The sequence below is a fragment of the Tunturibacter empetritectus genome (genome assembly GCF_040358985.1).
Lineage (GTDB): Bacteria > Acidobacteriota > Terriglobia > Terriglobales > Acidobacteriaceae > Edaphobacter > Edaphobacter empetritectus.
Genome location: NZ_CP132932.1, coordinates 4,155,361 through 4,180,780, shown reverse-complemented (window position 1 = coordinate 4,180,780; position 25,420 = coordinate 4,155,361). Strand labels below are relative to the sequence as shown.

The 25,420-nt window shown below is 55.3% G+C and carries 25 protein-coding genes, 1 tRNA gene, 1 pseudogene and 1 riboswitch; of the genes and pseudogenes, 8 read left to right on the top strand and 19 right to left on the bottom strand.

Annotation, left to right across the window (positions count from 1 at the left end; all coding sequences use genetic code 11):
* Window positions 1-3 precede the first annotated feature (3 nt).
* Both RBB75_RS17425 and RBB75_RS17420 read right to left on the bottom strand, forming a co-directional pair.
* Window positions 4-765 carry a hypothetical protein gene (locus RBB75_RS17425; protein WP_353068793.1) on the bottom strand — a complete coding sequence of 254 codons (762 nt, stop codon included), beginning with the start codon at window positions 763-765 and terminating at the stop codon, window positions 4-6.
* Window positions 740-961, bottom strand: coding sequence for a helix-turn-helix domain-containing protein (locus RBB75_RS17420; protein WP_353068792.1), 222 nt, complete (start codon window positions 959-961; stop codon window positions 740-742). Before RBB75_RS17420 ends, RBB75_RS17425 begins: the two co-directional genes overlap by 26 nt.
* Window positions 962-1,038: 77 nt before the next feature.
* Here RBB75_RS17420 and RBB75_RS17415 point away from each other — a divergent pair, with 77 nt between their 5' ends.
* Both RBB75_RS17415 and RBB75_RS17410 read left to right on the top strand, forming a co-directional pair.
* Complete coding sequence (locus tag RBB75_RS17415; protein ID WP_353068791.1) at window positions 1,039-2,049, top strand: DNA-methyltransferase; 1,011 nt, start codon at window positions 1,039-1,041, stop codon at window positions 2,047-2,049.
* 53 nt (window positions 2,050-2,102) lie between these two features.
* Window positions 2,103-2,809: pseudogene (locus tag RBB75_RS17410) on the top strand (DNA-3-methyladenine glycosylase).
* 92 nt (window positions 2,810-2,901) lie between these two features.
* Here the strand turns inward: RBB75_RS17410 and RBB75_RS17405 are convergent.
* The gene (locus RBB75_RS17405; RefSeq protein WP_353068790.1) at window positions 2,902-3,534 is read right to left on the bottom strand and encodes an FMN-binding negative transcriptional regulator; all 633 of its coding nucleotides are present in this window, start codon (window positions 3,532-3,534) and stop codon (window positions 2,902-2,904) included.
* 109 nt (window positions 3,535-3,643) lie between these two features.
* Between RBB75_RS17405 and RBB75_RS17400 the strand changes: the two genes are divergently transcribed.
* The gene (locus RBB75_RS17400; RefSeq protein WP_353068789.1) at window positions 3,644-4,408 is read left to right on the top strand and encodes a dienelactone hydrolase family protein; all 765 of its coding nucleotides are present in this window, start codon (window positions 3,644-3,646) and stop codon (window positions 4,406-4,408) included.
* Window positions 4,409-4,546: 138 nt separating this feature from the next.
* On the opposite strand, the gene cobF is transcribed toward RBB75_RS17400, so the two are convergent.
* The 9 genes from cobF to RBB75_RS17355 all read right to left on the bottom strand — a co-directional run bounded on the left by cobF (window position 4,547) and on the right by RBB75_RS17355 (window position 12,575).
* Window positions 4,547-5,323 (bottom strand): precorrin-6A synthase (deacetylating), encoded by a 777-nt coding sequence (gene cobF / locus RBB75_RS17395; protein ID WP_353068788.1) that lies wholly within the window; start codon window positions 5,321-5,323, stop codon window positions 4,547-4,549.
* Between the two features lie 61 nt (window positions 5,324-5,384).
* Entirely contained in the window at window positions 5,385-6,200 is an 816-nt protein-coding gene (locus tag RBB75_RS17390) for a cobalt-precorrin-6A reductase (protein WP_353068787.1), read from the bottom strand.
* A 30-nt stretch (window positions 6,201-6,230) separates the two neighbouring features.
* Window positions 6,231-7,019: a precorrin-4 C(11)-methyltransferase gene (gene cobM / locus RBB75_RS17385; RefSeq protein WP_353068786.1), complete on the bottom strand. Its 789-nt coding sequence runs from the start codon at window positions 7,017-7,019 to the stop codon at window positions 6,231-6,233.
* Window positions 7,016-7,381, bottom strand: a complete 366-nt coding sequence (locus RBB75_RS17380; protein WP_257031066.1) for a cobalamin biosynthesis protein — start codon at window positions 7,379-7,381, stop codon at window positions 7,016-7,018. Before RBB75_RS17380 ends, cobM begins: the two co-directional genes overlap by 4 nt.
* Window positions 7,378-8,628: a precorrin-6y C5,15-methyltransferase (decarboxylating) subunit CbiE gene (gene cbiE / locus RBB75_RS17375; RefSeq protein ID WP_353068785.1), complete on the bottom strand. Its 1,251-nt coding sequence runs from the start codon at window positions 8,626-8,628 to the stop codon at window positions 7,378-7,380. Before cbiE ends, RBB75_RS17380 begins: the two co-directional genes overlap by 4 nt.
* A gap of 2 nt (window positions 8,629-8,630) precedes the next feature.
* Window positions 8,631-10,142, bottom strand: coding sequence for a precorrin-2 C(20)-methyltransferase (locus tag RBB75_RS17370; protein WP_353068784.1), 1,512 nt, complete (start codon window positions 10,140-10,142; stop codon window positions 8,631-8,633).
* On the bottom strand, window positions 10,139-10,762 hold the full coding sequence (locus RBB75_RS17365; protein WP_353070408.1) for a precorrin-8X methylmutase: 624 nt from the start codon (window positions 10,760-10,762) through the stop codon (window positions 10,139-10,141). The genes RBB75_RS17370 and RBB75_RS17365 overlap by 4 nt, the downstream gene beginning before the upstream one ends.
* Before the next feature lie 2 nt (window positions 10,763-10,764).
* Window positions 10,765-12,048: a precorrin-3B synthase gene (gene cobG, locus RBB75_RS17360; RefSeq protein ID WP_353070406.1), complete on the bottom strand. Its 1,284-nt coding sequence runs from the start codon at window positions 12,046-12,048 to the stop codon at window positions 10,765-10,767.
* A 109-nt stretch (window positions 12,049-12,157) separates the two neighbouring features.
* A riboswitch (cobalamin riboswitch) is annotated at window positions 12,158-12,351 on the bottom strand.
* A 147-nt stretch (window positions 12,352-12,498) separates the two neighbouring features.
* Window positions 12,499-12,575, bottom strand: a tRNA-Arg gene (locus RBB75_RS17355).
* A gap of 65 nt (window positions 12,576-12,640) precedes the next feature.
* On the opposite strand from RBB75_RS17355, the gene ispG reads away from it, so the two are divergent.
* On the top strand, window positions 12,641-13,873 hold the full coding sequence (ispG, locus tag RBB75_RS17350; RefSeq protein ID WP_179637919.1) for a flavodoxin-dependent (E)-4-hydroxy-3-methylbut-2-enyl-diphosphate synthase: 1,233 nt from the start codon (window positions 12,641-12,643) through the stop codon (window positions 13,871-13,873).
* Window positions 13,874-14,269: 396 nt separating this feature from the next.
* On the opposite strand, the gene RBB75_RS17345 is transcribed toward ispG, so the two are convergent.
* The 5 genes from RBB75_RS17345 to RBB75_RS17325 all read right to left on the bottom strand — a co-directional run bounded on the left by RBB75_RS17345 (window position 14,270) and on the right by RBB75_RS17325 (window position 19,872).
* Entirely contained in the window at window positions 14,270-14,821 is a 552-nt protein-coding gene (locus RBB75_RS17345) for a PEP-CTERM sorting domain-containing protein (RefSeq protein WP_179637918.1), read from the bottom strand.
* Window positions 14,822-15,189: 368 nt separating this feature from the next.
* On the bottom strand, window positions 15,190-16,377 hold the full coding sequence (locus RBB75_RS17340; RefSeq protein WP_179638868.1) for a glycosyltransferase: 1,188 nt from the start codon (window positions 16,375-16,377) through the stop codon (window positions 15,190-15,192).
* 692 nt (window positions 16,378-17,069) lie between these two features.
* The gene (locus RBB75_RS17335; RefSeq protein WP_179637917.1) at window positions 17,070-18,377 is read right to left on the bottom strand and encodes a spinster family MFS transporter; all 1,308 of its coding nucleotides are present in this window, start codon (window positions 18,375-18,377) and stop codon (window positions 17,070-17,072) included.
* Between the two features lie 196 nt (window positions 18,378-18,573).
* Window positions 18,574-19,005, bottom strand: a complete 432-nt coding sequence (gene queF / locus RBB75_RS17330; RefSeq protein ID WP_353068783.1) for a preQ(1) synthase — start codon at window positions 19,003-19,005, stop codon at window positions 18,574-18,576.
* Between the two features lie 261 nt (window positions 19,006-19,266).
* Window positions 19,267-19,872: a histidine phosphatase family protein gene (locus RBB75_RS17325; protein ID WP_179637915.1), complete on the bottom strand. Its 606-nt coding sequence runs from the start codon at window positions 19,870-19,872 to the stop codon at window positions 19,267-19,269.
* A 232-nt stretch (window positions 19,873-20,104) separates the two neighbouring features.
* Between RBB75_RS17325 and RBB75_RS17320 the strand changes: the two genes are divergently transcribed.
* The 4 genes from RBB75_RS17320 (at window position 20,105) to RBB75_RS17305 (ending at window position 23,733) form a co-directional block, all read left to right on the top strand.
* The gene (locus RBB75_RS17320) at window positions 20,105-20,332 is read left to right on the top strand and encodes a CbtB domain-containing protein (RefSeq protein ID WP_179637914.1); all 228 of its coding nucleotides are present in this window, start codon (window positions 20,105-20,107) and stop codon (window positions 20,330-20,332) included.
* A gap of 242 nt (window positions 20,333-20,574) precedes the next feature.
* Entirely contained in the window at window positions 20,575-21,285 is a 711-nt protein-coding gene (locus tag RBB75_RS17315; protein WP_179637913.1) for a CbtA family protein, read from the top strand.
* A 206-nt stretch (window positions 21,286-21,491) separates the two neighbouring features.
* Window positions 21,492-22,628 carry a type IV pilus twitching motility protein PilT gene (locus RBB75_RS17310; RefSeq protein WP_179637912.1) on the top strand — a complete coding sequence of 379 codons (1,137 nt, stop codon included), beginning with the start codon at window positions 21,492-21,494 and terminating at the stop codon, window positions 22,626-22,628.
* Between the two features lie 127 nt (window positions 22,629-22,755).
* Window positions 22,756-23,733 (top strand): NAD(P)-dependent alcohol dehydrogenase, encoded by a 978-nt coding sequence (locus tag RBB75_RS17305; protein WP_179637911.1) that lies wholly within the window; start codon window positions 22,756-22,758, stop codon window positions 23,731-23,733.
* A gap of 20 nt (window positions 23,734-23,753) precedes the next feature.
* Here RBB75_RS17305 and RBB75_RS17300 read toward each other — a convergent pair whose 3' ends face one another.
* Window positions 23,754-24,662 (bottom strand): hypothetical protein, encoded by a 909-nt coding sequence (locus RBB75_RS17300; RefSeq protein WP_353068782.1) that lies wholly within the window; start codon window positions 24,660-24,662, stop codon window positions 23,754-23,756.
* A gap of 55 nt (window positions 24,663-24,717) precedes the next feature.
* Complete coding sequence (locus RBB75_RS17295; protein WP_179637909.1) at window positions 24,718-25,278, bottom strand: carbonic anhydrase; 561 nt, start codon at window positions 25,276-25,278, stop codon at window positions 24,718-24,720.
* Window positions 25,279-25,420: the final 142 nt, after the last annotated feature.

Sequence of the window (25,420 nt, the reverse complement as noted above, 5' to 3'; positions counted from 1 at the left end):
AATCTACCTTGAAAGGTGGAGCAGATCAGTCAATACTCTATGTTTCTCACCGGACTCGAACCAGCCAAGACAGGTAGCAAGATCATCAGTCCAAACATCGTTTGGAACAGCGGCGACTGGTTGAAAGATTTCAATCAGGTTCTCATCTTTAAGGCGAGGCAGAAGCCAGGATGCGACGGTGTAGCGGAAGTTCTTCCAATCTCCAGATGATGGATGCATGTTCACAGCGAGAATATCGAAATCGCCGAACCGATAGGGCCGCGTTTGCAATGTAATCGAATCAGGGGTTTCAAGAGTCGTGTCGCTCCCTTGCAGGATCTGTTTTGTAGTCTTTTCACCGCTTCGCGTTTTCTGCACCTCAACTACGTAGAGCGAGCCTTCATCGTAGTGCCTCGGGTAGTAGAGTTTGGGCATGCCCTTCTCAAGCCGCTGGAGTTTGATTTGTATTCGAGCTGACGTAACGCCCTTTTTCAGCTGAGCATCATACGACAGATCACCTACGAGTACGGTTGGCCTCCATCCGTATTGCTCTACAGACGGACTAACAGAGTTTTCAAAAACGGCCTCCGCGATAATCCCTCGGACACCACGCTTGGTGAGGTCAGAAGATCGTCTGATCGCAGTGAGGATCGTCTCCGCGTCTATGCCCCATTCTTTTTCTAAGGGATGAGGAACGAGAGTACTAAGGCGTTGCTTCAAGACTTTTTGCTCATCAGTACTGCATTCAGCTATGAGCTTTTCAATCTCTTCTATCTGCTCGGTCATTCGGTCTCCTGCCTGCTGGCTCGGGTTCAAAGGTCTCAATCTCAACTCTGCGCACAAGTGTGCGTCCTCCGACCGGCCATACGTGGAGCCTTCCTTTCTTTACTAATCGAGCGATCGCTTGCCTAGACACTCCGCGTATGCGGGCTGCTTCGGCTTGAGAGACCCAATCATCCGGATTAAATAAATTGGTTGACAAAGTAAACCCATTCCATTACGTTCAACACTGAGGGGTCGCGTACTATGACTACATCAGTGTCTGTGAAGCTCCAATCCGTGCCAGTTGAAGATCGCAATTCGGTTGAACAACCGATTGGGGACTTGGCGATAGAGAATCCCGCCAAACTTATTGCGAAAGAACCTTATTTTTCGTCACGTTACGGGGCCGCATACCTCGGTGATTCTTTAGAAGTACTGCGTACACTACCAAGTGGTTGCGTAAATCTAGTGGTAACCTCTCCTCCTTATGCTCTTCACTTTAAAAAAGAATACGGCAACGAGACAAAAGAGCAATACGTTGAGTGGTTCCTGCCATTCGCGCGGGAGATTTTCCGAGTGTTGGCGCAAGACGGCAGTTTTGTACTTAATATTGGGGGAAGCTATAACAAGGGGACACCTACAAGATCCCTCTACCACTTTAGACTCTTGCTCGCTCTGGTCGACGAGATTGGTTTTTTCTTAGCGCAGGAATGCTTTTGGCATAATCCAGCCAAAATGCCCGTCCCTGCTGAATGGGTGACTGTGCGACGCATTCGCGTTCGTGACTCCGTGGAATATGTTTGGTGGTTCTCCAAGACACCCCATCCCAAAGCGTCGAATCTCAAGGTTCTCAGGGATTACAGCGCGGATATGATCCGGTTGAACAAACGAAACCTAAGAGAAACGACTCGGCCATCTGGTCATGTGATTCGCGAGTCTTTCACCAAACTTCACCCCGGTGGGGCTATACCTTCGAATGTTGTGGAGAGCGGTTGGGACCTTGAAAGTCCCGAGAGCATGATGAAAATGGGCAACAATTCAGCCAACGACCAATATACCCTTCGCTGCAAAGCGGAGGGCATAAAGATCCATCCTGCTCGGTTTCCTTCCGCGTTACCCAAATTCTTTATCAAGATGCTTACAGAGCCAAACGACCTGGTGTTCGATCCCTTTGGGGGCTCACTTACAACCGGGGCAGTCGCCGAAAAATTAGAGCGAAGGTGGATCGCCGGTGAAGCTGTCGAGGAATACCTGAAAGCGGGAACATTTCGATTTGAAATATCCGAAGAAAATCCAAAACTTTTCTGACCTATTTGGATGGGTGGACGCACGCGTACAAATCTTCCTCTTGCAACTCGGAAATGTATGAACGTACCGCGCATTTGCACACCCATGAGGGGATAGGCTGTAAGTACAAAAATTCACAAAAGAATATGAGCACACTCCGACAAAGTGGCCACACCGCGAAACTCCTCCCAAGGCGGTTCTACTCCCCCTCCCCCAACATCGTAGCCCGAGCGCTCCTCGGCAAGCTTCTCATCCGCGACCTGCAAGGCAAACGCCTCACCGCCCGCATCACCGAAGTCGAAGCCTACCTCGGCCTCATCGACCGGCATCTCACGCAGCCCGCGGACTCACTCCCAGCAACGCAATCCTCTTCGGCCCATCCGGACACGCCTACGTCTACTTCATCTACGGCATGTACTACTGTCTCAACGTCGCCTCGCATCTTCCCGGCGAAGCCGGAGGAGTCCTCATCCGAGCCCTCGATCCAATCGACGGCCTCGAAACCATGGCCGCTCTCCGCGGTCTTCCCCACAACGCCAAACCCAAGCTCCTCACCGGAGGCCCCGGCCGTCTCTGTCAGGCTCTCGACATCACCCGCAACAACTCCAACGGCCTCGACGTAACCTCACCCACCTCCGCAATCCAAATCGCCGACGACGGCCACCGTCCCACCGAAATCCAAACCACCCCACGCATCGGCATCAGCAAAGCCGCCGACCGCCCCCTCCGCTTCCTCGTCGGCGAAATCGCCAAAGCCAAGCACTCCGCATCTCCGTCCTGAGATCTGGTTTCTCCTGACACCCACGCAATCCACGAGAATCACGCGAAACCGCCTGGCATCCTCACCACTTCATCCAATCCCCCAGCCGACATTTACATAGCGTCTTCAACCAGCCTCTTCATCATCAGGCTCTCCGGCGTACCCTCTTTGCTTAGCCCCTCCAGCACTCCCTCTCGATCCCGCACCGTACGGTTTTGACTGACCTTCCACTTCCCCTCCAGGCGGCTGATCGGCAGCTCCAGCCCCACAATCCCTTTCATCATTGTGTCGATAAACTCCTCGGGTGCATCGCTCACCTTCCACGGCATCGCTGTCTCGGCTTCGTTCTCATTCGTCACTCTCTCAAGGTGTGCTCTCATCCAGCCCTTATCGTCCATCACCTTCAGCGATCCGTACGCATGAACCACAACATAATTCCACGTCGGAACCTCTCTCCCATGCTCCACCTTCCCCGGATACCAGGTCGGCGAGATGTAGTGCTGCGGGCCGGAGAAGATGGCCAGGGCTTCCACCGAAGCCTCCAGATCGCGCCACTGCGAATTCGCCCGCGAGACGTGGCCCCGCAGCACCCCCAGCGGCGAACCGTCCTCCTCAAGCACCATCGGAATATGAGAAGCCACCAGCCCCGACGAACTCAACGTCACCAACGCCGCCAGCGGCTCCGCCCTCATCAGCGAGTGCAGCACCGGCACCCGCCGCTCTTCATTCGCCCGTGGAATATACATCCCTCACCTCGTACCTGCAGCCTAAACCCCAAACCACTCTCAACCAGAATAAGATAGACACCGCGCGTTCCCGCAAGTGAGCCATCCACAATCTGAGATTCGAGGAAACATGATCATCATCAACGACGAGTACGTCACACTCGACACCCCCAAAGGCCCCATGCGGACCCACATCGTCCGCCCCGCCGCCCCCGGCCGCTACCCCGGCATCGTCTTCTACTCCGAGATCTTCCAGATCACCGCCCCCATCCGCCGCACCGCCGCCATGCTCGCCGGCCACGGCTACATCGTCGCCATGCCCGAGATCTACCACGAGTTTGAACCTGCCGGCACCGTCTTCGCCTACGACCAGGCCGGCTCCGACCGCGGCAACGTCCTCAAGACCACCAAAGAACTCAGCAGCTACGACGCCGACGCCCGAGCCGTCCTCGACCACCTTGCCACCCGCCCCGACTGCACCGGCCATCTAGGTGCGATGGGCATCTGCATCGGCGGCCACCTCGCCTTCCGCGCCGCCATGAACCCCGACGTCCTCGCCACCGCCTGCTTCTACGCCACCGACATCCACAAAGGCTCCCTCGTCAAAGGCGGAGACGACTCTCTCAAACGCGCAAAAAACATCCGGGGTGAGCTCCTGATGATCTGGGGACGCCAGGACCCGCACATCCCTCTCGAAGGCCGCATGGCCGTCCTCGCCCGGCTTAACGAACTCCAGAAGAAGTTCAGCTGGCACGAGGTCAACGGAGCCCACGCCTTCATGCGCGACGAGGGCATACGCTACGACCCCGAACTCGCCTACAACCTCTACGGCCTTGTCTTTGACTTCTTCCACCGCAAACTAGGCGAAGGAAATATTGATAGATCCAGAAACTAGTTGGCAAACTTTGATACTACCGTCCTAATTTCTCTTAAAAATTATAGACATCCACCGCTTCGAAAATGGTCGAAATGCAACATTAGTTTTTTGACGACGCCTACTTGACCCCTACAGTAGATCGCACATGTCACAGAGCTACTTGTCAAGACGGCGTGCAGATAGATTCCGAAGCAGATAAGTATCCATCACCCACCCATTTTTCTCCCGAGCCGCGCTTCGAGCCGCCTCGATACTCTCAAGCATTTCGGCAAGTGTTCCAGACAAGAGGATCTCTTTATCACTACCCACGTAAGCCCCCCAGTAGATCTCCACCTCTTTGTTTAGTACATCTTTGAATGAGCACGTTCCATCGAGCATGACGACAACATTCTCTGTGCTGGAAACTAGATCAGTCGATAGCTGACGACCCGTTGTGATGCAAATCGACTCCCCGATACCATTCAAGGTTATTTTGTGGCGTGCCGCGAGAGCTTGAATGCTGGTAATTCCAGGGATGACTTCGTAATCGAAATGAATTTGACCTCGACTAACAATCTGATCAATCACTCGCAGAGTGCTGTCATAAAGTGACGGATCTCCCCAGATGAGAAACGCGCCACACTCATCCTCCTGCAACTCGTTCTTAATCAGATCTTCGTAGATTAGTGCCCGCTGCTGGTGCCATGCCTCAACTCGAGAGGTATAAGAATCTATGGTCGGGTCGCGCCCTGGATCGATGATCTCGATAGTTCTGTAGGATGGCTCGTCGATGTATCGTTCACATATCTCTTTTCTAAACTGCGTGAGATCGCTTTTTGTTTCTCCTTTGTTAGTAACAAAGAACACGTCAACCTGGTTTATAGCCTTAATCGCTTGAATTGTGACTTGCTCTGGATTACCCGGACCGATTCCAATGATGTATAGCTTCCTCATATTGACATCCCTTTTAAATGATAGATAAAGCCATCAACACCTGCGCCCAGGTTGACAAGCGTTATCGTGTTGTTCGATTGAACTGGATCAAGCGATCAACTTCCATGAGTACTTCTTCGAGTGTTTCGACTGTTGAAGCCGTGTGTTTGACAGGCCGCTTCACCATGACTACCGGTATCTTGAGTAGCTGTGCGGCTTGAATTTTGGTATATGTTGCCGGCCCACCACTATTTTTGGAGACAACGTAATTGATTGAGTGATTCTCTAGTAACCGCAACTCTTCGCTAAGATCGAATGGGCCGCGTTGCAATAGAATTTGATGAAAACGCGGTAGCGGTCCGTTTGGTTCTTCTATGGCGCGGATCAGAAACCAGGCATTGTGACAAGCAGCGAACGAATTTAGCTCTTGTCTACCAATCGACAGGAGTACACGTCTTTTCTGAAAATCAACAAGACTGGCTGCTTCTTTAAAATCTTTGACTTCATGCCAAATATCCGCTTTTGTCTTAGTCCAGGGTGGCCTTATGAAAGCAATAAGTGACAATCCCAATCTGGCGCACGCAAGCTCTGCGTTATGACTGATTCGGACGGCAAAGGGATGGGTGACATCAACGACCATCCCGATGCGCTCTTTCACGAGGAAAGAGACTAGCCCGTCAACACCACCAAATCCTCCGACCCTGACGATGCCTTCGGGACGCTTAGGCTCGCTTACGCGACCAGCCAACGAAGAGATGATGTATAGGTCCGGTCTATGTGCAAGACGTAAAGCAAGCTCAGTCCCCTCTCCGGTCCCACCAAGAATCAGTATTCGTTGTGAGTTTTGAGGACCGCGTGCGCTTCTTATCTCACCCGATGTTGGATCGAGGTCGGCCAAGTTAACATCCTAGTTTTGAATTCCATACAATCAATCTGCGTCCGGGAATACTGGTTTAAAATCACCCTGTGCCTCCGGCTCGCGCTCTCTAGAAACAGAGTAGAGATAGCTCTCACCAAAATTGGAACGGCTAAGGGTTCGTCCAACCAAAATCAGAGCGTTCCTGTCTATCCCTGACTGAGCCACGATCTCTTGGATTGTCGATAGCGTCCCGCGCAAAATAATTTCGTCCGGCCAACTCGCACGGAACACGACGACTACAGGACAGTCTGCACCATAAAGTGGCAACAGCTGTGAAGCTACCATCTCAAGATTCATGATGGAGAGATGAATCGCCATTGTCGCGCCCGATTGACCTAGCGTTACGAGATCTTCACCTTCTGGCATTGCGGTTGACCGAGTGGAAGTTCTTGTCAGAATCAAGGTCTGGGCTACCTCAGGAAGAGTTAGTTCTTGACTAAGTGCTGCTGCGGCGGCGGCGAATGATGGGACACCGGGGGTTACGTCGTAAGGAATTCCGAGAGCGGTGAGCCGGCGGATCTGCTCTGCCATCGTGCTCCAGATTGAAAGATCCCCAGAATGGATTCGAGCTACGTCGAGTCCGTTCTCATGAGCTGACGAGATCTCTGCAATGATCTCATCAAGATTCATCTCGGCTGAATCAACGATACGAGCTCCCGACGGAGCATGTGCGATCACTTCTTTCGGTACTAATGAGCCTGCATACAGACACACGGGGGAGCGGCTAATCAGATCTCTTCCCCGCAGTGTGAGCAAGTCGGGAGCGCCAGGACCTGCGCCAATGAAATGAACAGTCATGGCAGCACCGCCACAGCACATGTGCAGAAACGTCCCGTCTGGCGCGGTAAAATAAGACGGGCCGCGGGTCCGAGGGAAGCCAAAGCCGATGCTTCGGCGACGCTGGGAGTTCCAAGCTTCGATGCAGCCAACAATGACTGAATTTTGATTCCGCTAACCTGCGCAAGAACACTGGCAGGAAACAGTACCAACTGCAGTCTGAGGGCGGTCGCGACTGCTTCCCCGATATTTGAGCACCGATCCAGCGTTGCGAGGAAGCCGCCGGGAGTGATTTCACTCATACACTTTTGAATAAGCTGAATAACATCCGAAGCTGTCGCACGAGAGGAGCAGCCAATGCCGATCGAACAAGGGGTACTCATGACTTCACCACCGACCATTGGGTTATTGGCATCAGATGCCGCCATCCAAGGACGCCGCCGACGGGCTCTGCACGAGCAACGAGGATTCGCACAAGTTCGCCACCGTACAATCTCTGCCAGGTTGCGACAGCTATCTCGCTTTCAATGGTAACTGCGTTCGCAACGATTCGACCACCTTTGGTAAGTTTGTTCCAGCAAGCTTGGAATAAGCCGTCCCCGCTAATTCCCCCTCCGATGAAAATTGCATCTGGCGGCTGCAACCCGTCGAGAGTCGACGGTACACTTCCCTTGATTACCTTTAGGGTTGGGACGCCAAGTCTCTTTGCGTTGACTAAAATTCTTGCGGCCCTATCTTCGCGTTCTTCAAAGGCAATGCACGAGCATGAAGGATGAGAACGCATCCATTCGATACCTACCGTTCCTGTACCCGCCCCAATATCCCATAACTGTTCGCCCGGCAACGGTGCTAAACGCGATAGAGTTGCGGCGCGAACTTCACGTTTTGTCAGTTGCCCGTCTGTTACATAGAAATCGTCCGGAAGTCCCGGAACAACCGACAAACGTTTCGCTTCAGGATCAGCAACGCATACAACCGCAATCAGATTCAAGTCTCCACATTGGTTTACCGACCAGATATTTGCCCGGTCGTCCCGGCGTCTCTCCGCAGAGCCACCTAGATATTCAAAAACGGTGAATTGACTCGATCCATACCCGCTGTCGGTTAGAAATTTCGCGACTGTCGCAGGAGTTGTGCCGTCTTCAGAGAAAAGTATCAGCTGCTGGCCTGGATGTAGATATCTCTGTATTTGCTCAATTGGGCGATTGACCAGTGATAACAGGACTGTCTCAGAAATTGCCCAACCGAGACGCGCACACGCGAGCGAGAATGCTGAGACCTGCGGTATAACAACAAATTCGGCGGGAGCCAACTCGCGAGTAAGCGTTGCACCAACGCCAAAAAGCATCGGATCACCGCTGGCTAAAACTGAAACTCTGCTCCGCCTTCGATGGTGCGTCAGAATCTCGTGCACCGCTATGGCCATGGGAGAGGGCCACGCTATCTGGACAGCACGCACCTTAGGGATATAGGCGAGATGGCGAACGCCACCGTAAATAAACTCAGCAGACTCTACAGCTTGTTTCGCTGCCGAACTAAGTCCCTCCCAGCCATCTTCGCCGATGCCTATGATCGACAACCAGCGTTCCTTAACATCCGATCTCGCTGCTCCAATTTCAGGAAACGGCATTGTTAAACTCCATAGGTTCGCGGAGTGTAAATCATCTCCCGATGATCCGACAGCAGAAGGCTGCGAGTGGTTGAAGACCCAACAAGAATGAGCGTCTGCATATCGGCCAATGAGGGATCGAATCGCGCAAGATCTGTGAGCACAATCTTTTCGTCTGATCTGCCGACAGCGCGAGCTAGTACTACCGGGGTATCGGGGGTTCGGTAACCTGCAAGAATCGCCTGTGCCTCCACGAGCTGCCACTTCCGCTCAGAAGAGATGGGGTTATAAATCGCGAGGGCGAAGTCAGCAGAAGCAACAGCGTGCAACCGCTTCACGATGACCTCCCATGGCTTTAGACGATCCGATAGCGAGAGAACACAAAAATCGTGCCCCAGAGGCGCACCTATTCTAGCTGCTACGGCCTGCATAGCCGATACCCCAGGAACAATCCGGATATCGAGAGAACGCCATGCTTCTGGCCCCTGATCAACCGACTCCAACACGGCGGAGGCCATTGCAAAAATACCAGGATCTCCAGATGAAACGACACATACGCGCCTTCCGGACTCCGCGAGAGAGAGAGCATGCCGTGCGCGTTCTGCCTCTACCTTGTTATCAGAACCAAAACGACGCTGACCGGATCGAAGTGGGACTCGATCCAGATATCGCTGATATCCAACCAGATCGGTCGCCTCAGCCAAGGCTTGCTGGGCCTCCGGCGTAATCCACTCGGCAGACCCTGGTCCCAGTCCGACAACTGTTATTTGTCCTGGACTACTGACGATATCGCCTTGCTGACTTTGCCTGGAATCGGGGACAAGTATGAGCGAGAAATAAGGAACGCTTGACGAATCCACTTCGCTTAGTGGAACTATCCGTTCCTGGCTCATAGTCGCACGCTCGATGTAGAGAGCCTTGTTCAAAACTCCGGCTCGCGACAATGCGTTTTTCACCTTCGTGAAGTTGCGACCAAGTTTTATAACCGCAAATGCATCACGAGGATTTAGCCGGGCCGTCAAGGCATCTTCCGACAGAGTTGCAGGAAGTATGGTTAGCTCTGAGTCCCTTCTGACGAGCGGGGTGCCGAGCCTTGCTGCCGCGGCCATCACAGATGGAATTCCAGGAACCACCGACGTGAAAAAACGGTGAGCCAGCCTGTCGTGAAGGTACATAAACGACCCGTAAAAAAAAGGGTCGCCCTCGCAAAGAACCGCAACGTCGAGACCTTCCAGGAGATATGCTGCGACTTGCTCCGCCATCTGATCATAAAACTGAGCAATGATCGCCTCGTACCCGCCGGGGTGATCTGTCGACTCTGTCGTGAGTGGGTAGATCATCGGCATCTCGATTTGTTCGCGTGTCAACTCTGAGCGCACAATGCAGCGCGCGTTACTCTGGCCGTGCTTGGCTGTCGGATAAGCAACAACGTGAGCCTGCTTGATGATACGCAAAGCCTTAAGAGTTATAAGCTCGGGATCGCCAGGTCCTAGCCCAACGCCGAAAAGTCTTCCTGGCATATTGCCTTCGATCATTCTTCCTCACTTGCGAGAGCGTTGACGGCAGCCGCGGCGATGGCACTTCCACCACGGCGCCCTCGAACGGTCAAATAAGGAAGATTAAGGTGGTTAGTCTCAAGAGCTACTTTTGACTCCGCGGCCCCGACGAAACCAACAGGAATGCCGATGATGAGGGCCGGAGCCGCTGCGCCTGTTTCGAGCATCTCGAGCAGGTGAAACAAAGCCGTCGGTGCGTTCCCGATCACAACAATAGAATCGCCAAGTCTATCGCGCCAAAGCTCCAGCGCCGCAGCACTGCGGGTCGTCTCGAACCTTCTCGCTAGTTCCGCGGTACGTGGATCACTCAGCGTGCAGATCACTTCGTTGTTCTTCGGAAGTCTGGACCGGGTGATCCCATTTGCCACCATATTTGCATCACAAAGTATGGGCATCCCAGCTAGAAGCGCCTGCTTGCCGACTTCAGTAGCGGTCGGTGATGCAGAAACATATTGCGGCAGATCTGTCATCCCGCAGGCATGAATCATCCGCACCACTACGCGCGCCAGGACAGGCGAGAACGAGGATAGATCTGATTCCGCCCTAATGATCTCAAAAGATTCGCGGTAAATATCCTGAGCGTCTTTCTTATAAATCATCTTCACAAATGAACCTCAAAGGGCTCCTCTGCCTGACATGCAGCCACCACCTTATCTATGGCAGAATCGAGCGAACAGTTTGACGCAATCAATTGTCCATTGATCCGCAAACCGTAACCCGAAGAACTTGCTATCAACTCTGCAGTCGCACCATTCCGCATCGCACATTGTTTTTCACATCCTGAAATGTTGACCGTCCAACCAGGCTTTGCATTGCGGCCGGCCACGCGACGTACCAACGAAGACGCATCGCGTCTCACATCAGCCAAAGAAGCATCGCAGCCGGAGCTTCCCGCACACGCGGCGATTCCGCGATACCCATCTTTAGCATCGAACGACAAACTCGCGGCCTCAAGGCGCTCAGTAATTTGACTAATCGAACGTTTAGGAACAGCTGCGAGCACGACACCCCGCCATGGGGCCAACCGAATATCTCCATCGCACTCTTTCGCGACTACGGCTATACGCTGCACTTGTTCCGCGGTTAGTCGTCCAAGAGGGACTAAGGGGACTAAGCTTGCGAAATCAGATTGGTGAGTTGCATAGACTCCTACCGGCATATGGGCAACGAGGGTTGAACTGTCGGGAGAAGGACAAGCCACAAGGAAACTCGACAACCCATCTAATAATCGATCCAGCGCCTGAGGTACTGACGCAATTTTCTTTCCTCTTGCCGGTATTTGGAATTCCTTTGAAATCTTGAGACATATCTTTGCGGCCTCGAGTACACAGTCCAAAGCCTCATCTATCCTCACGCAAAAGCCGGATAAGGTGTCTCCTATGACGAATTGAAACGAATGCGTTTTATCTAAACTCACTACTCGCAAAGTTAGATCATCGCTATCGCGAGCAAACCAGTCTCCACCTCCATCTATGGAAAAACTAAACTTGGGTGGTAGGGCCGCCAGTACCTGATCCGCGATGAGGCGGCGATCTAATTTCTGAACGAATGGCCGTGTATCTATAATCTCGCCCAAGCCTAAACCAGCGAATGGGCTTGTCACGATATTGCGTACGCGGTCGTGCTCCGGAGAAGGAAGAAAGCCGGCGAAGTCCAACCCTTGGATCACGGAATTCAGATCTTGCTGTTGAATGGCTCGCAGTTGCAAGTTGGAACGTGAAGTAATTTCGACTTGCCCGTCAGCGAACGAGGCTGAGAGTTCGGCTACAGCAACGAGTTGGCTGGGAGTGATCATCCCACCCGGCACTCTTACCCGCGTGAGTAGACCGTCTTTCGCCTGGACCGCGTGAAGGATGCCAGGGCAGAAACTCTCTCCAACTCTCATCATGCGACTTTCTCTCTTGACCTGTCACCGCAAGATGGTCGGGAACGCAGCGACGGAATAGGCTGCGGCCACCCGGCCTTCCCCTCGGAGGCGTGTGTCATTGTGTCCGCTATGGACACTGTTTGCGGCAGGTCTTCGGACTTACAGGCTACCTAATCGCTCCAGCTTCCCAGTCCACTAATAGACCAGTGCTCTTGTTGGAGCTTTCGTTCCTGATTACCGCTGCGGGGCAGTTCCGGACTCTCACCGGATTCCCTTTTGGTTGGCTTCTCTGAAGCAACCACCGGAAACAGTTTCGAGTATAGATCAGATAAATATTCCGGACAAACGAGATGAATTTCCGTGAGAAGCAGATGTCAACGCTTTGTCGGAGTTATGTTTGGATTTGGTTTGGAAGTAACGCCTGGGGCAGGAGTCCTGACGCGAAGCGCGATTCGGACATTTGTGGCGTGGTGGCCCGGGGCAGAGTCCAACTGCCGACCTTCGCGTTAGGAGTGCGCTGCTCTATGCAACTGAGCTACCGGGCCACGTCTCGGTAGTGTATCGCGTAGGTTGTTGGTGGTGCGGTGGTAAACTTGGGGGTGGAGAGTTTATGCCTGAGATACAGCGTCGACGTGCGGTAACGGTGAATATTGGTGGGGTTCGGGTTGGGTCGGATTCGCCGGTCGTGGTGCAGTCGATGACCAATACAGATACGGCTGATGTCGAGAGTTCGGTGCAGCAGATTGCGGCGCTGGCTCGCGCCGGCTCGGAGATGGTGCGGGTGACGGTCAACAACGACGAGTCGGCGAAGGCTGTGCCGGCGATTGTCGAGGAACTGGCGAAGAAGGGCTGGTCGACTCCGATCATCGGCGACTTTCACTACAACGGTCACCTGTTGCTGAAGAAGTATCCCGAGACGGCCAAAGCGCTGGCGAAGTACAGGATCAATCCGGGTAATGTGTCGATCGGTCGGAAGGATGATGACAACTTCCGGACGATGGTTGAGGTTGCGGTGGAGCATCAGAAGCCAGTTCGAATCGGCGTGAACTGGGGTTCGCTCGACCAGGCGCTGCTGACGAAGATGATGGACGAAAATTCGAAGTCAGCCAATCCCCTGCCCGCTCGCGACGTGATGATGGAGGCGATGGTTGTGTCGGCTCTGGATAACGCGACAGCTGCCGAGCGGTATGGGCTGCGGCGAGATCAGATTATTTTGAGTGCGAAGGTCTCGGGGGTGCGGGATCTGATTGATGTTTATACCGAGTTGGCGAAGCGTTGCGACTATGCGCTGCATCTTGGGCTGACCGAGGCCGGCATGGGGATGAAGGGCGTTGTGGCTTCGGCTGCCGGTCTGGCTCCTTTGCTGCTCTCTGGGATTGGGGATACGATCCGGGTTAGTTTGACTCCTACTCCCGGTGGGGACCGGTCGGAGGAGGTGCGTTGCGGACAGCAGATTCTGCAGTCGCTTGGGATTCGCAGCTTTATGCCGCAGGTGACCAGCTGCCCAGGTTGCGGTCGGACGACTTCGACCTACTTCCAGGAGCTGGCGGAGCGGATTCAGGGCTACCTTGTGGCGTCGATGCCGGAGTGGAAGAAGCGGTATCCGGGGGTCGAGGAGTTGAAGCTGGCGGTGATGGGCTGCATCGTCAACGGGCCCGGGGAATCGAAGCATGCCAACATCGGGATCTCGCTGCCGGGTACGTTTGAGGAGCCTAAGGCTCCGGTTTATGTTGATGGCAAGCTGTTCACCACGTTGAAGGGTGATCGGATCGTCGAGGAGTTTCAGGTGATTCTCGATGAATATGTCGAGAAGCGGTATGGCCGGGTGCTGGTGGAGGCTTAGACCCTCCCGACTCATGGCCTTGACCGATTCTTTTTGTGGCTTCTTTTCGCCAAGGTACCCCCCTCCCCCCTCCGGGGTATTTTGGACATAAGATGCTTATTTTCAATAACCTGCAGGTGGGTATTGTCCGCAAGCTATTCATTTCAATTGGGTTATTGCTAAAATACTTATTATCAATGAATCAGCCCCGGAGTGTCTCCGGGGCTGATGTTTTTCTAATCTTGTTACAAGTATAGCTGTTGGAGTGGAACTAATACGCCAGACGGAAGTGATTGCCGGGCAATAACTTGCGTCTATTCGACACTTGACACAGTTTTAGCCACCGTTGAATGGAATAGAAAAGCTGCGCATACAGAGCAGCTTTCCATAAAGTCAATCGGGATTCGACGATCAGTGTCAGGCGATGATTCTACGGCGGAGTCCACCGATCATTCCCAGAAGACCGGTGCCCAAAAGTGCGAACGTGGCTGGCTCCGGAACTGCAGAGACCAGCGGAGTGATGCTCACGTTCGCGGTTTGATCTTCGCTGACAAGACTGCCTGGAAATCCGAAGAGGCTTTGCTGATACTGCGAAGGAATGCCCAGGAAGAGATTGGCGTCAACGCCGTTCGCCAGTTGGTAGGAGACGCCCGCGTTGTCGAGCGAAGCGGAGGTGTTTCCGCTGGAGAAGAACAGAAGGTTGTCATTGAAGCCGAAGCTGCCCGGGGCAAGAATGCTGGAGATTGCTTCGCCGTCGGTCGTGCCGGTTACGCCGACGATCCTGTATGTGCCGGCGGTGGTTGTGGCCTTGGCGTCGAACTGGCCAGAGCCGGAGAAGGGTGTACCGGGAAGTCCGGTAACGCTACTGTTTCCTGTGAAGCTGAAGTTGAAGAACGTATCGGCGAATGCCGAGGCAGAGGATAGCATCGCGAGTGCGAGGCCACAGACGATCATCGCTGGCTTTTTCATGTTGCTCCTGGAAAGTTTATTTCTAGTGGTACATCACGCATACGTGCACCGATGTTGAGCAGATTCCCAATGACCGGGAATGTTTAGCTGTAATTCATAAAACAATTCAGGAGGATGCACTTCGTTGCAGAATTGTGGAATTCGATTTCCCGTTAGTGCGAAAGGCGGACGAGACAACGGTGAAACGTCCTGCCGGACGGGCCTCCTGCGCGGAGGGCGGTCACTTCGTGACGTGTCTACCGGTCTTGATGAGGGGACCGGCCTGGTCCTCCCGTTGGTCGGAAAGAGTTGACTGCTCGATACATTTGTTGAAATTAAGATACGGCTGGAACCGTGCCCCTGAGCAAAAGCAGAATTCCAATACGCACCTAGCGGGGCGATGATTTCTTGCGGAGTTCGGAGAGGGGGTAGAAGGTGCCACGCCAGGTGACGCCGCCTTGCTTGAGGGTGGTGAGCATGGAACGGAGGATGGAGGATACGATGAGCGCGGCGCTAACCGGAAAGAGAACGGCGTACCAGGGGGACACTCTGCTCTTGCGGCTGGATAGAACGTAGAGGAGTGCTACAGAGGCGAGAGTAATAATCGCCGCGATGCGGGTGTTTGGGAGGGCGACGAAGAAGACGGGAGCTATGCAGAAGACTGTGATCGAGAGGCAGGAGAGAAGGACGAGGGCGGGGTTGTAGTGGAAGATGGCGAAGAAGTTTTTTGTCATGCCGTTGAGGATGCCAGAGACGCCGCTGGCCCAGTGCACGTTGACTAATCCGGGGCCGGTGGCGATGCGCTGACGGAAGCCCTGGCGTTTGATTCGGGTGCCGAGGGCGAGGTCTTCGACGATCTCCATGCGGAGGGCTTCGAAGCCGCCTAGTTGCTGATAGACAGTAGTACGGAGGAGGTTGAAGGCTCCTACACCGACGGCGTCGCGGAGGGCTTTGGGGTCGGAGATGCGCCAGGTGCGAACGGCCCAGAGGCTCATGACCTGCAGGTAGCTGAGGAGCATGCCCTCGCCTGCGGATTTGATGGTAGCGGTGGGGAGGAGGACGAAGTGGTCCGCCTGAGTGGTGACGGTTTGGGCGAGCGCGAGGCGGAGGGTCTCGGGGCGGAAGAAGATGTCGGCGTCGGTGAAGAGGAGATAGTCGGGGTGGTGGAGGGAGATGGCGTGGCGGGCGGCGAAGGCCATGGCGTGGGTTTTGCCGAGCCAGCCGGTGGGGAGTTCGGTGATGCGGAGGGCGGTGAGCTTAGCTGGATGTTGGGTGGCAAGGGCGTTGATGATTGCGCCGGTGGAGTCGGTGGAGCGGTCGTCGACGGCGATGAGGTGGAGGGCGGCGTAGTCCTGCTGGAGAAGAGAGGTTAGGCATGCGGCGATGCTTTTTTCTTCGTTGCAGGCGGGGATGATGACGGCGATGGAGGGACGATCAGGTGGGGTTCGATTGTGAGCTGGTGTGGTGAGGTCGGGGACGCGGCGGAGGCCGACGGCGGAGGTGAGGGCCTTCCATATCCACAGGAGTGCGATGAACCAGGCGGAGAGTTTGAGAATTACATCGAGCCGACCATTCAACAATTTGACCCGATCTTTTCCAGCCAATTTTTCAACTCGTTATAACCCTCCAGAGGGAGAAGAACTGTTCCATCCTGAAGGTGAATGACTGGAACATTCTTCTTGCCTAGGTTCAAATAGACCCATAGACAACCGGAATTCCTTACGCTGTAAATGAGTCGTTCTTTCCGTACAGGACCAATACCCTCGATAGGCAAAAAGAGGTCGTCGTACTCGACGTTGCCACGAGCGTCTGTCACTACGCATCGATTATTTTGACTCTCAACACTGCATCCAACCCAGTTGCCCCGTCTAGTGAAATCGAATACTACCGTAGGAGGCCGTAACCAGACTGCGTTGGTTGGCAAGTTCTTGGGGTGTGACGGCGTGGATCGACCCCACCAGATGAGACATTGCAACCCGCCGCCCAGGACGGCGATCACAGTCAAGAATCCGAATATTGTTTTTGAGAAACGCTTCATGGAATCGTCCTGTTTCTTCTAGGCGATGGTACTAGTGTAGTGAGTCCAAAGTTCGCCGCCTAACAACGCAGGTCCTTCGACTGCATTTGGCGCAAAGAACGCGCCAAACTTCGCTCAGGATGACACTTCATTTACTAATGAACTTTGAACTGAACACACTAAAGCGAACTGAGAGTAGTTTCGGGTTTTGTCCCTTAACGAAAGGTTGTCATTGCGTCGCGTGCGTGTGACTTATGTCTTTGCAGCGGCGAGGATCTCGTCATGCAAAGGTGGGGCGTAGCGGGAGCCGAGGAAGAAGATGACCGAGGCGAGGAGCAGGGTGATGAGGGTGGAGCCGAGGCCGAGGTTGAGGGTGGAGCGGTCGCTGACGGCGCCGATGATGCGGGGGGAGATGGCGTCGCCCAAGGCGTGGATGATGAAGAGTTGGCCAGCCATGGCGGTGGCGCGGATCTCTGGACGGACAGCGTTGAGGGTGGCGGCGTTGACGGGGCCGGTGCCGAGGAAGATGAGGAAGATGGCTGCGCCGAGGCCGTAGAGCGTGAGGTTGTGGGGGCCGAAGAAGCAGAGGAGCGCGGGCGGGACGGCGATGGCGGCGCTGATAGCGGGGACGAGATAGAGGGCTTTGGGATTGGTGCGCGACCATTTTTGCGCGATGGTGCCGCCGGTGATGGTGCCGCCGAGGCCGGCGACTACGGTGATGGCTCCCATGATGTAAGCGGCGGAGGATTGGCTGCGGCCGTCGATGCGCTGGAGGAAGGAGGGCATCCACCAGGAGATGCCTCCGAGGGAGAAGGTGACGGCAGCGTAGCCGAGGATGGAGCAGAGGTAGGCGGGGTTTTTGATGAGGGAGAGGATGGCTCCCTTTTCGAGTTTCGCCTTGCCGTGTTCGCCGGCGGTTGCGTCTCCACTGGCGGCTGGATCTCCGCTGGCTCCGCGGGCTGGCTCCTTGAGGAAGATGGCGATGAGGATGGCGAGGATGGCGGCGGGAATGGCGGAGACGATGAAAGACATACGCCAGCCGTAGTGTTCGCCTACGGTGCCACCGACGAGGTAGCCGAGGGCTGCACCTACGGGGATGGCTACGTTGAAGATGGTGAGGACGCGGTTGCGCTGGTCGGGCTCGTAGTAGTCGGCGAGGAGAGAGGGGGCGAAGATGCCGAAGCTGGCTTCGCCTACGCCGAGGGCTGCGTGGCGGAGGTTGAGCGAGTCGTAGGAGTGGACGGTGGCGGTGAGGAAGTTGATCGCGGCCCAGAAGAGGGCGGCGGTGACGATCATGGGCTTGCGGGGGAAGCGGTCGCCTAGCCATCCGGTGATGGGCGAGGTGAACATGTAGGCGATCATGAACCAGAAGGTGAGGCGGCCGATGTGCTCGTCGGAGAGGTGGAACTCGTGCTTGACCTGCTCCTGTACGCCGGGGAGGATGTAGCGGTCGATGTAGTTGACGAAGTTTAGGGCGGTGAGGAGGACGAGGGCGGTGGTGGCTCCGGCGACGGAGGGTGCGTGTGTGGGTTTGGGCTTTTCTGTAGTCGAGGAGGCCATCTCGCTGGAAGGATAGCAGGTGTCTTGCGAGGATTTTTTTGGGGCGTGGGCGGAGGGTGGTTTTGTTCGGGGATATTGAGATTTAAGGTGTTTTGTTGTGGTGAATTGGTGGTGAGAACGTGGTGGTTTGTGTGGTGGATGTGGTGTTTTGGCTGGCGCTTTTTCGGAGACGAAAAGTGCGCCAGCTTTTTGAGATTTATTTTTGCGGGGGCGTTTCTGTGCGGGGGTAGGTGGCGGTGACTACGGTGGAGATGCCGCCGCGAGGGCGGAAGTCGCCTACGATTACGGCCCAGACGGGATTGCAGGCTTTGACGACGTCGTCGAGGATTTGGTTGACGATGTTTTCCTGGAAGATGCCGAGGTTGCGGTAGGTGAAGAGATATTCCTTGAGGGATTTCAGTTCGAGGCAGCTCTCGCGGGGCATGTAGCGGATGCTGATGCGTCCGAAGTCGGGGAGGCTGGTCTTGGGGCAGACGGAGGTGAACTCGGGGTCGTCGACGAGGATCTCGTAGGCCTTGAACTGGTTCTGCCAGGTTTCGATGGCGGGGAAGATGGCGTCGAGGCCGGACTTGGCGTGGTCGTCGGTGTAGCCAGTGGTGTGCGGGTTGGGAAGGATGGCGGTGCTCATGCTTCTATTTTAGCTTGTTTGGCGTGGGTTTTTGTTGGGTTTGGGTCTCGCAATGGCGGCCAATGGCTTGCCATTCACTAAGACGTTTTTGTTGCAGGCTGCAGCAGATCCCTTTGGAGATGACAACAAGTGAAACAAATGCAAGCGCAAAAGCAAAGATGCGGGGGTCTCTCCGCTGCGCTGTTCACGCTGAGGCTGTAAACAGCTTCGGTCGAGATGACGATTTATCGATGTGAGAAAGAAGCTAAAGCAAGATGACTGCTAATCCAGGATTGATTGGCTGTTGTCGCCGATGGTGATTAGTGGGATGGCGGCGGAGCGGAGGGTCCAGGTGCGGCCGTTGTGGCGGAGGTCGGTGAGGGTGAGGGGGGCTATGTCGATGCGCCAGAAGGATTGGGGTGGGGCGTCGAGGGTGTGGAGGATGGCGGCGCGGATGACTGCGGGGTGGGTGATGGCTATGGTGTGGCTCGTGTCTTCGCCGGTGAGTGTTGTGAGCCAGTCTCCGACTCGCGTGATGAGAGCGGTGATGGATTCGCCTTGGTGGGGGGCTGCGGTTGGGTCGGTGAGCCATTGGGTAATGGAGGCGGAGTCTTCGGCGTGTAGGTCGGCGAGGGTGCGGCCTTGCCAGATGCCGTAGTTCAGGTCTCGGAGTTCGTTGGCTGGTGTTGCGGTGAGGTTTAGGGCCCGGGCGGTTTGTTGGGTGCGGAGTTCGGGGGCGGTGAGGATGTGGTGGGCGCGAGGTGGTTGCCAGTTGATGGTGGTGAGTTTGGCGATAGAGGGTTCTTCGATGGGCTCGTCGGAGGGAAAGGCAGAGAGCCGCGTGGCGGAGGTGGGGGCGTGGCTTATGAGTGAAAGGCGGGCTGGCACGCGCTGGTCTCCGTGATGCTTCGCAAGGGGATGTGTAAAAGTGTTCGCGAGCTTGACTTTGATGATTGTGGCACATAGGGTTGAGATAGATTTTGATGAGGATGGAAGAAGCCGGTGAAAGTCCGGTGCGGTCGCGCCACTGTGATTGACCTGTAGTTCGGGTTGAGAGCCAGACGTTTCTTCCTCGTTCGAATGAGCAATGCGTGGGACGCACGATCCCTGGAGGTTACAAATGGCTCAATCCGTATTTGGTTCCGTTGCACAGCCGGTTTCCCTTCCCGCTCTACCCGTTGTTCCGCTGCGCGAGATTCTGCCGTATGCGGTGTTCGGTGGGCTGCTGTTGCTGCTGGCGATTTACTTTGTCGGCGCGGAGCAGGGCGCTACCTCGATGTTTCGCGGGACGATGGTGCATGAGTTTTTGCATGACGGTCGCCACCTTCTTGGCTTTCCCTGCCACTAGGGCGGGTTTTGCGTTGAAGTAAAGCGCAGGCAATCGCAGATACAAAGACGAAATTCGGGTATCTTGACGGATACCGCAGCATGAATCGGTTCGCGGCAACTGAGTGTTTTGGCCGCAATCGACTGTGTGGCTCACAAAGTGCCGTGAGCCACTTCGCTCAGGATGACGAGTCATAGGGGTTAGTCGATGTTCCAAATCCACACCTATAACTGCGAGCGACGCGCTCCGGGCAGAAGATTTTGATGACTCGAACTCTGCTCCTTCGCGGGATGCTGGTGGGCGTTGTTGCGGGCCTGCTCGTCTTTGCGTTTGCACGATGGATTGGCGAGCCGCAGGTTGAGCGCGCGATTGCGTTTGAGACGGCTGCGGATCAGGCCAAGGGCGAGGCTCCTGAGCCTGAGATGGTGAGCCGCCGTGTGCAGAAGAGTGCCGGGCTGCTTACCGGTGCGGTGGTTTATGGTGCGGCGGTGGGTGGGTTGTTTGGGCTGGTGTTCGCGTTTGCTTATGGGCGGATTGGGGGGCTGGGGCCGCGGGCGCTCGCGGCTGTGCTGGCTGGGCTTGGGTTTGTGGCGATTGTGCTGGTGCCTCAGTTGAAGTATCCGGCGAATCCTCCGGCGGTGGGGAGTGCGGAGACGATTGGGGTGAGAACCGGGGCTTACTTTTTGCTAATTGCTGTTTCGATATCGGCGATGGTGTTCTCGTTGCAGATGCGGAGGCGGCTGGCGCGGCGGTTTGGGGAGTGGAATGGTTCCCTGCTGGCGGCTGGTTTGTTTGTGGTGGTGGTGAGTGGAGTGGCGCACTTTTTGCCGGAGGTGGATGAGGTCCCGGCGGGGTTTCCGGTGACGCTGATGTGGAAGTTTCGCGTGGCGGCGGTGGAGATTCAGGCGGTGCTTTGGGGGGCGCTCGGTTTGGGATTTGGGTGGCTGACGGAGCGGGAGTTGCCGCGTCGGTAATGCTAAATGCTATGTCCTGCCGGACGAGCCCGCTGCGCGCGGCGCAGTCACTTCGTGACTTGTATACCTTGTTTGGTGAGGATTAACTGCTTGGGTCCTCCCTTTGGTCGGTGTGATGACTTGCTTCCAGATGCTAGCTGCGCGATAAAAAAATGTGATTTGTTTTTTGTTTGAACTACGTCTAAGTGCCATGAGGACAGCGCTGAATGGGTGAGTACGAGAACGAACTGTCGAAGCTGGTCGACCAACTAAACCGTTCAGCGATAAATCCGAGATCCAGTGAGAGACGAACCCTTGATCATTTTCTAACCAACGCTCTTCAGCGAAGTGCGTCCGATATGGTCTTCATAGCCGGGTCGCCGGTGATGCTGAGAGTGAACGGAGGTCTGACTCCGGACGTGGGGCTGCCCCTCTCCGGTGAGAATATTAGGGATATTTTGCTGCCACTGCTTACGTCCGCTCAATTGAACGAACTGCAGAAAGAGAAGTGCCTGGACTTCTGCTTTGTGCGTAGTTCGATTGGAAGATTCAGGGCCAATTTTCACTACCAACGGGGCACACTTGCGGCAGCGCTGCGTGTTTTGCCTGAGCAGATTCCTTCGCTTGAGTCGCTTCATCTGCCGGCCGCACTGGCGATGCTGGCGGAGCGGCGTCAGGGGCTGGTGCTTCTGACCGGACCGACTGGCTGCGGTAAGACCTCCACGCTTGCGGCGTTGGTTGATCGCATTAATGCGCAACGGCACGACCACATTATTACGATTGAAGATCCGATTGAGTATCAGCATGTGAATCGCAATTCTCTGGTGGAGCAGATTGAACTTGGTCACGACACGCTGAGCTTTGGCCAGGCTGTGCGTTCGGTGCTTCGACAGGATCCGGATGTGATTATGATCGGCGAGATGCGGGATAGCGAAACGATTGCTGCCGCCTTGACAGCCGCCGAAACGGGACACCTGGTGCTCTCGTCGCTGCATACCAATGATGCGGCGCAGACAGTTTCGCGCATTCTGGATACGTTTCCGACAGGTTACCAGTCGCAGATAAGACAACAACTGTCGCTGGCGCTGCTGGCGGTGATCTCACAACAACTGCTGTCGGCGGAGAATGGGGGCGGACGCTATCCGGCAGTGGAGATACTTGTGGCTACGGGAGCGACGCGGAATTTAATTCGACGTGGAGACGACCATCAACTGCGGGCCAGCATTGAGACTGGGCGCGCCGATGGGATGCTGACGATGGAACAGTCGCTGACGGAACTTGTGAGGGCTGGGCGTATCTCGAGAGAGACGGCGTTTGCACACTGCTATCACCCGGAGGATCTGCGGCGTCATCTGGTCGGCTGAGCGGGGTAAGTGCGCGCAGAGGGGGAGCTCGCTAGTTGGGACTTAACTTTGAGTTCGTCCTATACTTCCGGTCAACGGCTTGTCGCTTGTTGCGATCCATCTTGGCGGAAGCGATTGGAAGAGCGCGATGAAGGCTATCTTACGCACACAATACGGGCCACCAGACCTGTTGCAGTACGCGGAGGTCGCAACACCTGTGCCTGGGGATCGTGAGGTCCTGATCAAGCTTTGCGCGGCAGCGGTGAATCCGCTGGACCTGTACCTGATGAAAGGTGCGCCGTGGGATCGGTTGCCGGGACTGCGGAGGCGAAGACCGATGATCCTGGGTTGCGATGTGGCAGGCCGCGTGGAAGCGGTGGGCAAAGAGGTAAAAGGGTTTCAGGTTGGGGATGAGGTATTCGGGGTCACAGGTTTCAAAGGAGAAGGATTTGCCGAGTATGTATGTGTCGCCGAGGAGAATTTGGGGCCGAAGCCAGACAACCTGACGTTTGAAGAAGCGGCGGCGGTACCGGTGGCGGCTATTACTGCGCTGCAGGGTCTGCGCGATAAGGGGAGAGTTCGGCCAGGGTCTAAGGTTCTGGTGGAAGGGGCGTCTGGTGGTGTGGGCACCTTTGCGGTGCAGATCGCCAAAGCGTTTGGGGCTGACGTGACCGCGGTGTGCAGCACGAGAAATGTGGAGATAGCGCGTTCGATTGGCGCAGACCGTGTGATCGATTACAGCAAAGAGGATTTCACGCGGAACGCACAGCGGTACGATCTGATCCTGGGGGCGAATGCTCATCATTCGATCTTCGCCTACAGGAGGTTGCTGGCCGACGATGGAGTTTATGTCGCAGCGGGAGGCGGTCTGCCTCAGATCTTCGAGGCGTTTGTCCTGGCGCCGGTGCTATCGCGGATGGGGCGGAAGAAGATGGGTTTCTTTTTGACGAAGGTAACCCGGAAGGATCTGGATTTTATGAAGTATCTTCTGGAGAGCGGCAAAGTTGTGCCGGTTATTGACAGACGTTATCGGTTGAGCGAGGCGGCAGAAGCGCTTCGCTACCTGGCAGAAGGACATGCTCAGGGGAAGATTGTGTTGACTGTTTCGCACCGTCTCGATATCTGAGTGGGTCGATTCTTCGCACCTCAGTCGATGATGCTTTTCGCATACGAGGCACACTTCTCTACTTCTTTGGGCGAACGACCGGTTCCGGCATAGTCGCAATCTACGTAGGCTGTGATGGGAGCTTGCTTCTCCTTTAGGAACTGGAGGACTTCTTTCATGTGCGCTGCGCCTTCTCCAAATGGAACACTGGAACCTCCGGGCACCGCATCCTTGAGATCGAACGAGTACATGGACAGATAGTTGGTTTGGACGAACTGCAATGCATCGATCTTTGCTTTGGTCAGGTCGCCTATGTCGGGGTCCATGCGGAAGTACTGTGAGGCGGCGAGCTGTTTGTGTAGTTCGTTCAGATCGGAGAACTGAAGGCAGACGATCATTTGATGTTTTTCCGCTGCGGCCGCGACCGTATTTGTCAATGTTGCCGGGAGACGGTTAACGATTGAGTCTGCTCCGAGAGCTTTTGCCATCAGGAACAGGCGGTCGATCTCTGCCTCAGAGCTGCCGAATCTGAGCGAATAGGATTTTATTCTGAGGCCCTGTTTTTCAAAGGTGGACCGGATGTCTTCGAAGTAACTCATTGGAACTGAGAGTCGCCAGTTCGTCAGTGCGGCCTCGGTCGCCTTTTGTTGTTCTATCTGCTGGGGTGTTGGAGATGATTTTGGCGGATTGAAGACGCCGACAGGAAACACAGGGTTGAACTTTGCAGGCTCTACGTGGGTGAACAGGATCTGACAATCCTGCAGTCTCGCCTGCTTCATCGTTTGGATGATGATGGGAATCGCTTCCTGTTGGGAGAGAGCGCGCAGACTCCATGTGTTCAGTCCAAGGCGGAGTCTGTTTTCCGCAAAGCCGAGGCTCTGGCGCGAACAGACAGCTATGGCTGCAAGCGCACCTATTCGCTGGTTGAATTGCCTTCGTGAGAGGTTCATTGATTGCCTCGCCAATTCTAACTGGTCCCGACCAGGGATATTGGCGGGGATGGAGTTAACTTGTTCGAATCGGCGCAGGCGGTACGACGGTGTTGACCAGGCCGGTCGCTACGTCATAGACAAGGCCGGAGAGGAGCCATTTGGCGGGCAGTGCGGGAACTGCACGGAGTAGAGCTACGTCGGCAGCGACCGCGGCGTATGGGTCAGTGACGGCTTTTGCTTTGACTTCACTCTCGGGTATTTGAAAATAATGCGCGAGCTTGTCGGGGTCGCCTGCGAGGCGGGTGATGCCGCAGTCGGTGTGGTGAAGAACGATGAGGTGAAACTCTCCGCCTCCGGCGGGAGCTCCGCCGAGGACCTGGCCGATTCGTCCGAGTAGACCGAGTTCCTCGAGCAAGACTGGCGTGATTCGGCCACCGATGTTACGGATGACGAGGGCTTCCCCCAGTTTGATTCCCAGGATATGAGCCGGGTCGACGCGCATATCGGCGCAACCGATGATCGTGGCTTTCAGGTTTCCGCTTGCGGCAAGAAGGGAGGGCATCGTTGTGCCTTCGGCAGACTGTTGAGCAGCGATGGCTTTGTTGCGTTCTAACAAGGTATCTAGATTACTCATGTTAATTCTCCATGAGAGCGGTTGTGCGATCGCTTGGTCGATTGATTGCAGATGGTTCGAGCTAGGGCTTAGAGTCGCCGTCGAGCGCGGGGGATTCATGCTCTTTGTATAAGAGAAGGAGGAACCTGCCGGACGGGCCCGC

Coding starts and splice junctions, on each gene's coding strand:
- RBB75_RS17425 (WP_353068793.1), bottom strand. CDS start 765: ATGACCGAGCAGATAGAAGAGATTGAAAAGCTCATAGCTGAATGCAGT.
- RBB75_RS17405 (WP_353068790.1), bottom strand. CDS start 3,534: ATGTATATTCCACGGGCGAATGAAGAGCGGCGGGTGCCGGTGCTGCAC.
- RBB75_RS17400 (WP_353068789.1), top strand. CDS start 3,644: ATGATCATCATCAACGACGAGTACGTCACACTCGACACCCCCAAAGGC.
- cobF (WP_353068788.1), bottom strand. CDS start 5,323: ATGAGGAAGCTATACATCATTGGAATCGGTCCGGGTAATCCAGAGCAA.
- cobM (WP_353068786.1), bottom strand. CDS start 7,019: ATGACTGTTCATTTCATTGGCGCAGGTCCTGGCGCTCCCGACTTGCTC.
- RBB75_RS17380 (WP_257031066.1), bottom strand. CDS start 7,381: ATGAGTACCCCTTGTTCGATCGGCATTGGCTGCTCCTCTCGTGCGACA.
- cbiE (WP_353068785.1), bottom strand. CDS start 8,628: ATGCCGTTTCCTGAAATTGGAGCAGCGAGATCGGATGTTAAGGAACGC.
- RBB75_RS17370 (WP_353068784.1), bottom strand. CDS start 10,142: ATGATCGAAGGCAATATGCCAGGAAGACTTTTCGGCGTTGGGCTAGGA.
- RBB75_RS17365 (WP_353070408.1), bottom strand. CDS start 10,762: ATGATTTATAAGAAAGACGCTCAGGATATTTACCGCGAATCTTTTGAG.
- cobG (WP_353070406.1), bottom strand. CDS start 12,048: ATGAGAGTTGGAGAGAGTTTCTGCCCTGGCATCCTTCACGCGGTCCAG.
- ispG (WP_179637919.1), top strand. CDS start 12,641: ATGCCTGAGATACAGCGTCGACGTGCGGTAACGGTGAATATTGGTGGG.
- RBB75_RS17345 (WP_179637918.1), bottom strand. CDS start 14,821: ATGAAAAAGCCAGCGATGATCGTCTGTGGCCTCGCACTCGCGATGCTA.
- RBB75_RS17335 (WP_179637917.1), bottom strand. CDS start 18,377: ATGGCCTCCTCGACTACAGAAAAGCCCAAACCCACACACGCACCCTCC.
- queF (WP_353068783.1), bottom strand. CDS start 19,005: ATGAGCACCGCCATCCTTCCCAACCCGCACACCACTGGCTACACCGAC.
- RBB75_RS17320 (WP_179637914.1), top strand. CDS start 20,105: ATGGCTCAATCCGTATTTGGTTCCGTTGCACAGCCGGTTTCCCTTCCC.
- RBB75_RS17315 (WP_179637913.1), top strand. CDS start 20,575: ATGACTCGAACTCTGCTCCTTCGCGGGATGCTGGTGGGCGTTGTTGCG.
- RBB75_RS17310 (WP_179637912.1), top strand. CDS start 21,492: ATGGGTGAGTACGAGAACGAACTGTCGAAGCTGGTCGACCAACTAAAC.
- RBB75_RS17305 (WP_179637911.1), top strand. CDS start 22,756: ATGAAGGCTATCTTACGCACACAATACGGGCCACCAGACCTGTTGCAG.
- RBB75_RS17300 (WP_353068782.1), bottom strand. CDS start 24,662: ATGAACCTCTCACGAAGGCAATTCAACCAGCGAATAGGTGCGCTTGCA.
- RBB75_RS17295 (WP_179637909.1), bottom strand. CDS start 25,278: ATGAGTAATCTAGATACCTTGTTAGAACGCAACAAAGCCATCGCTGCT.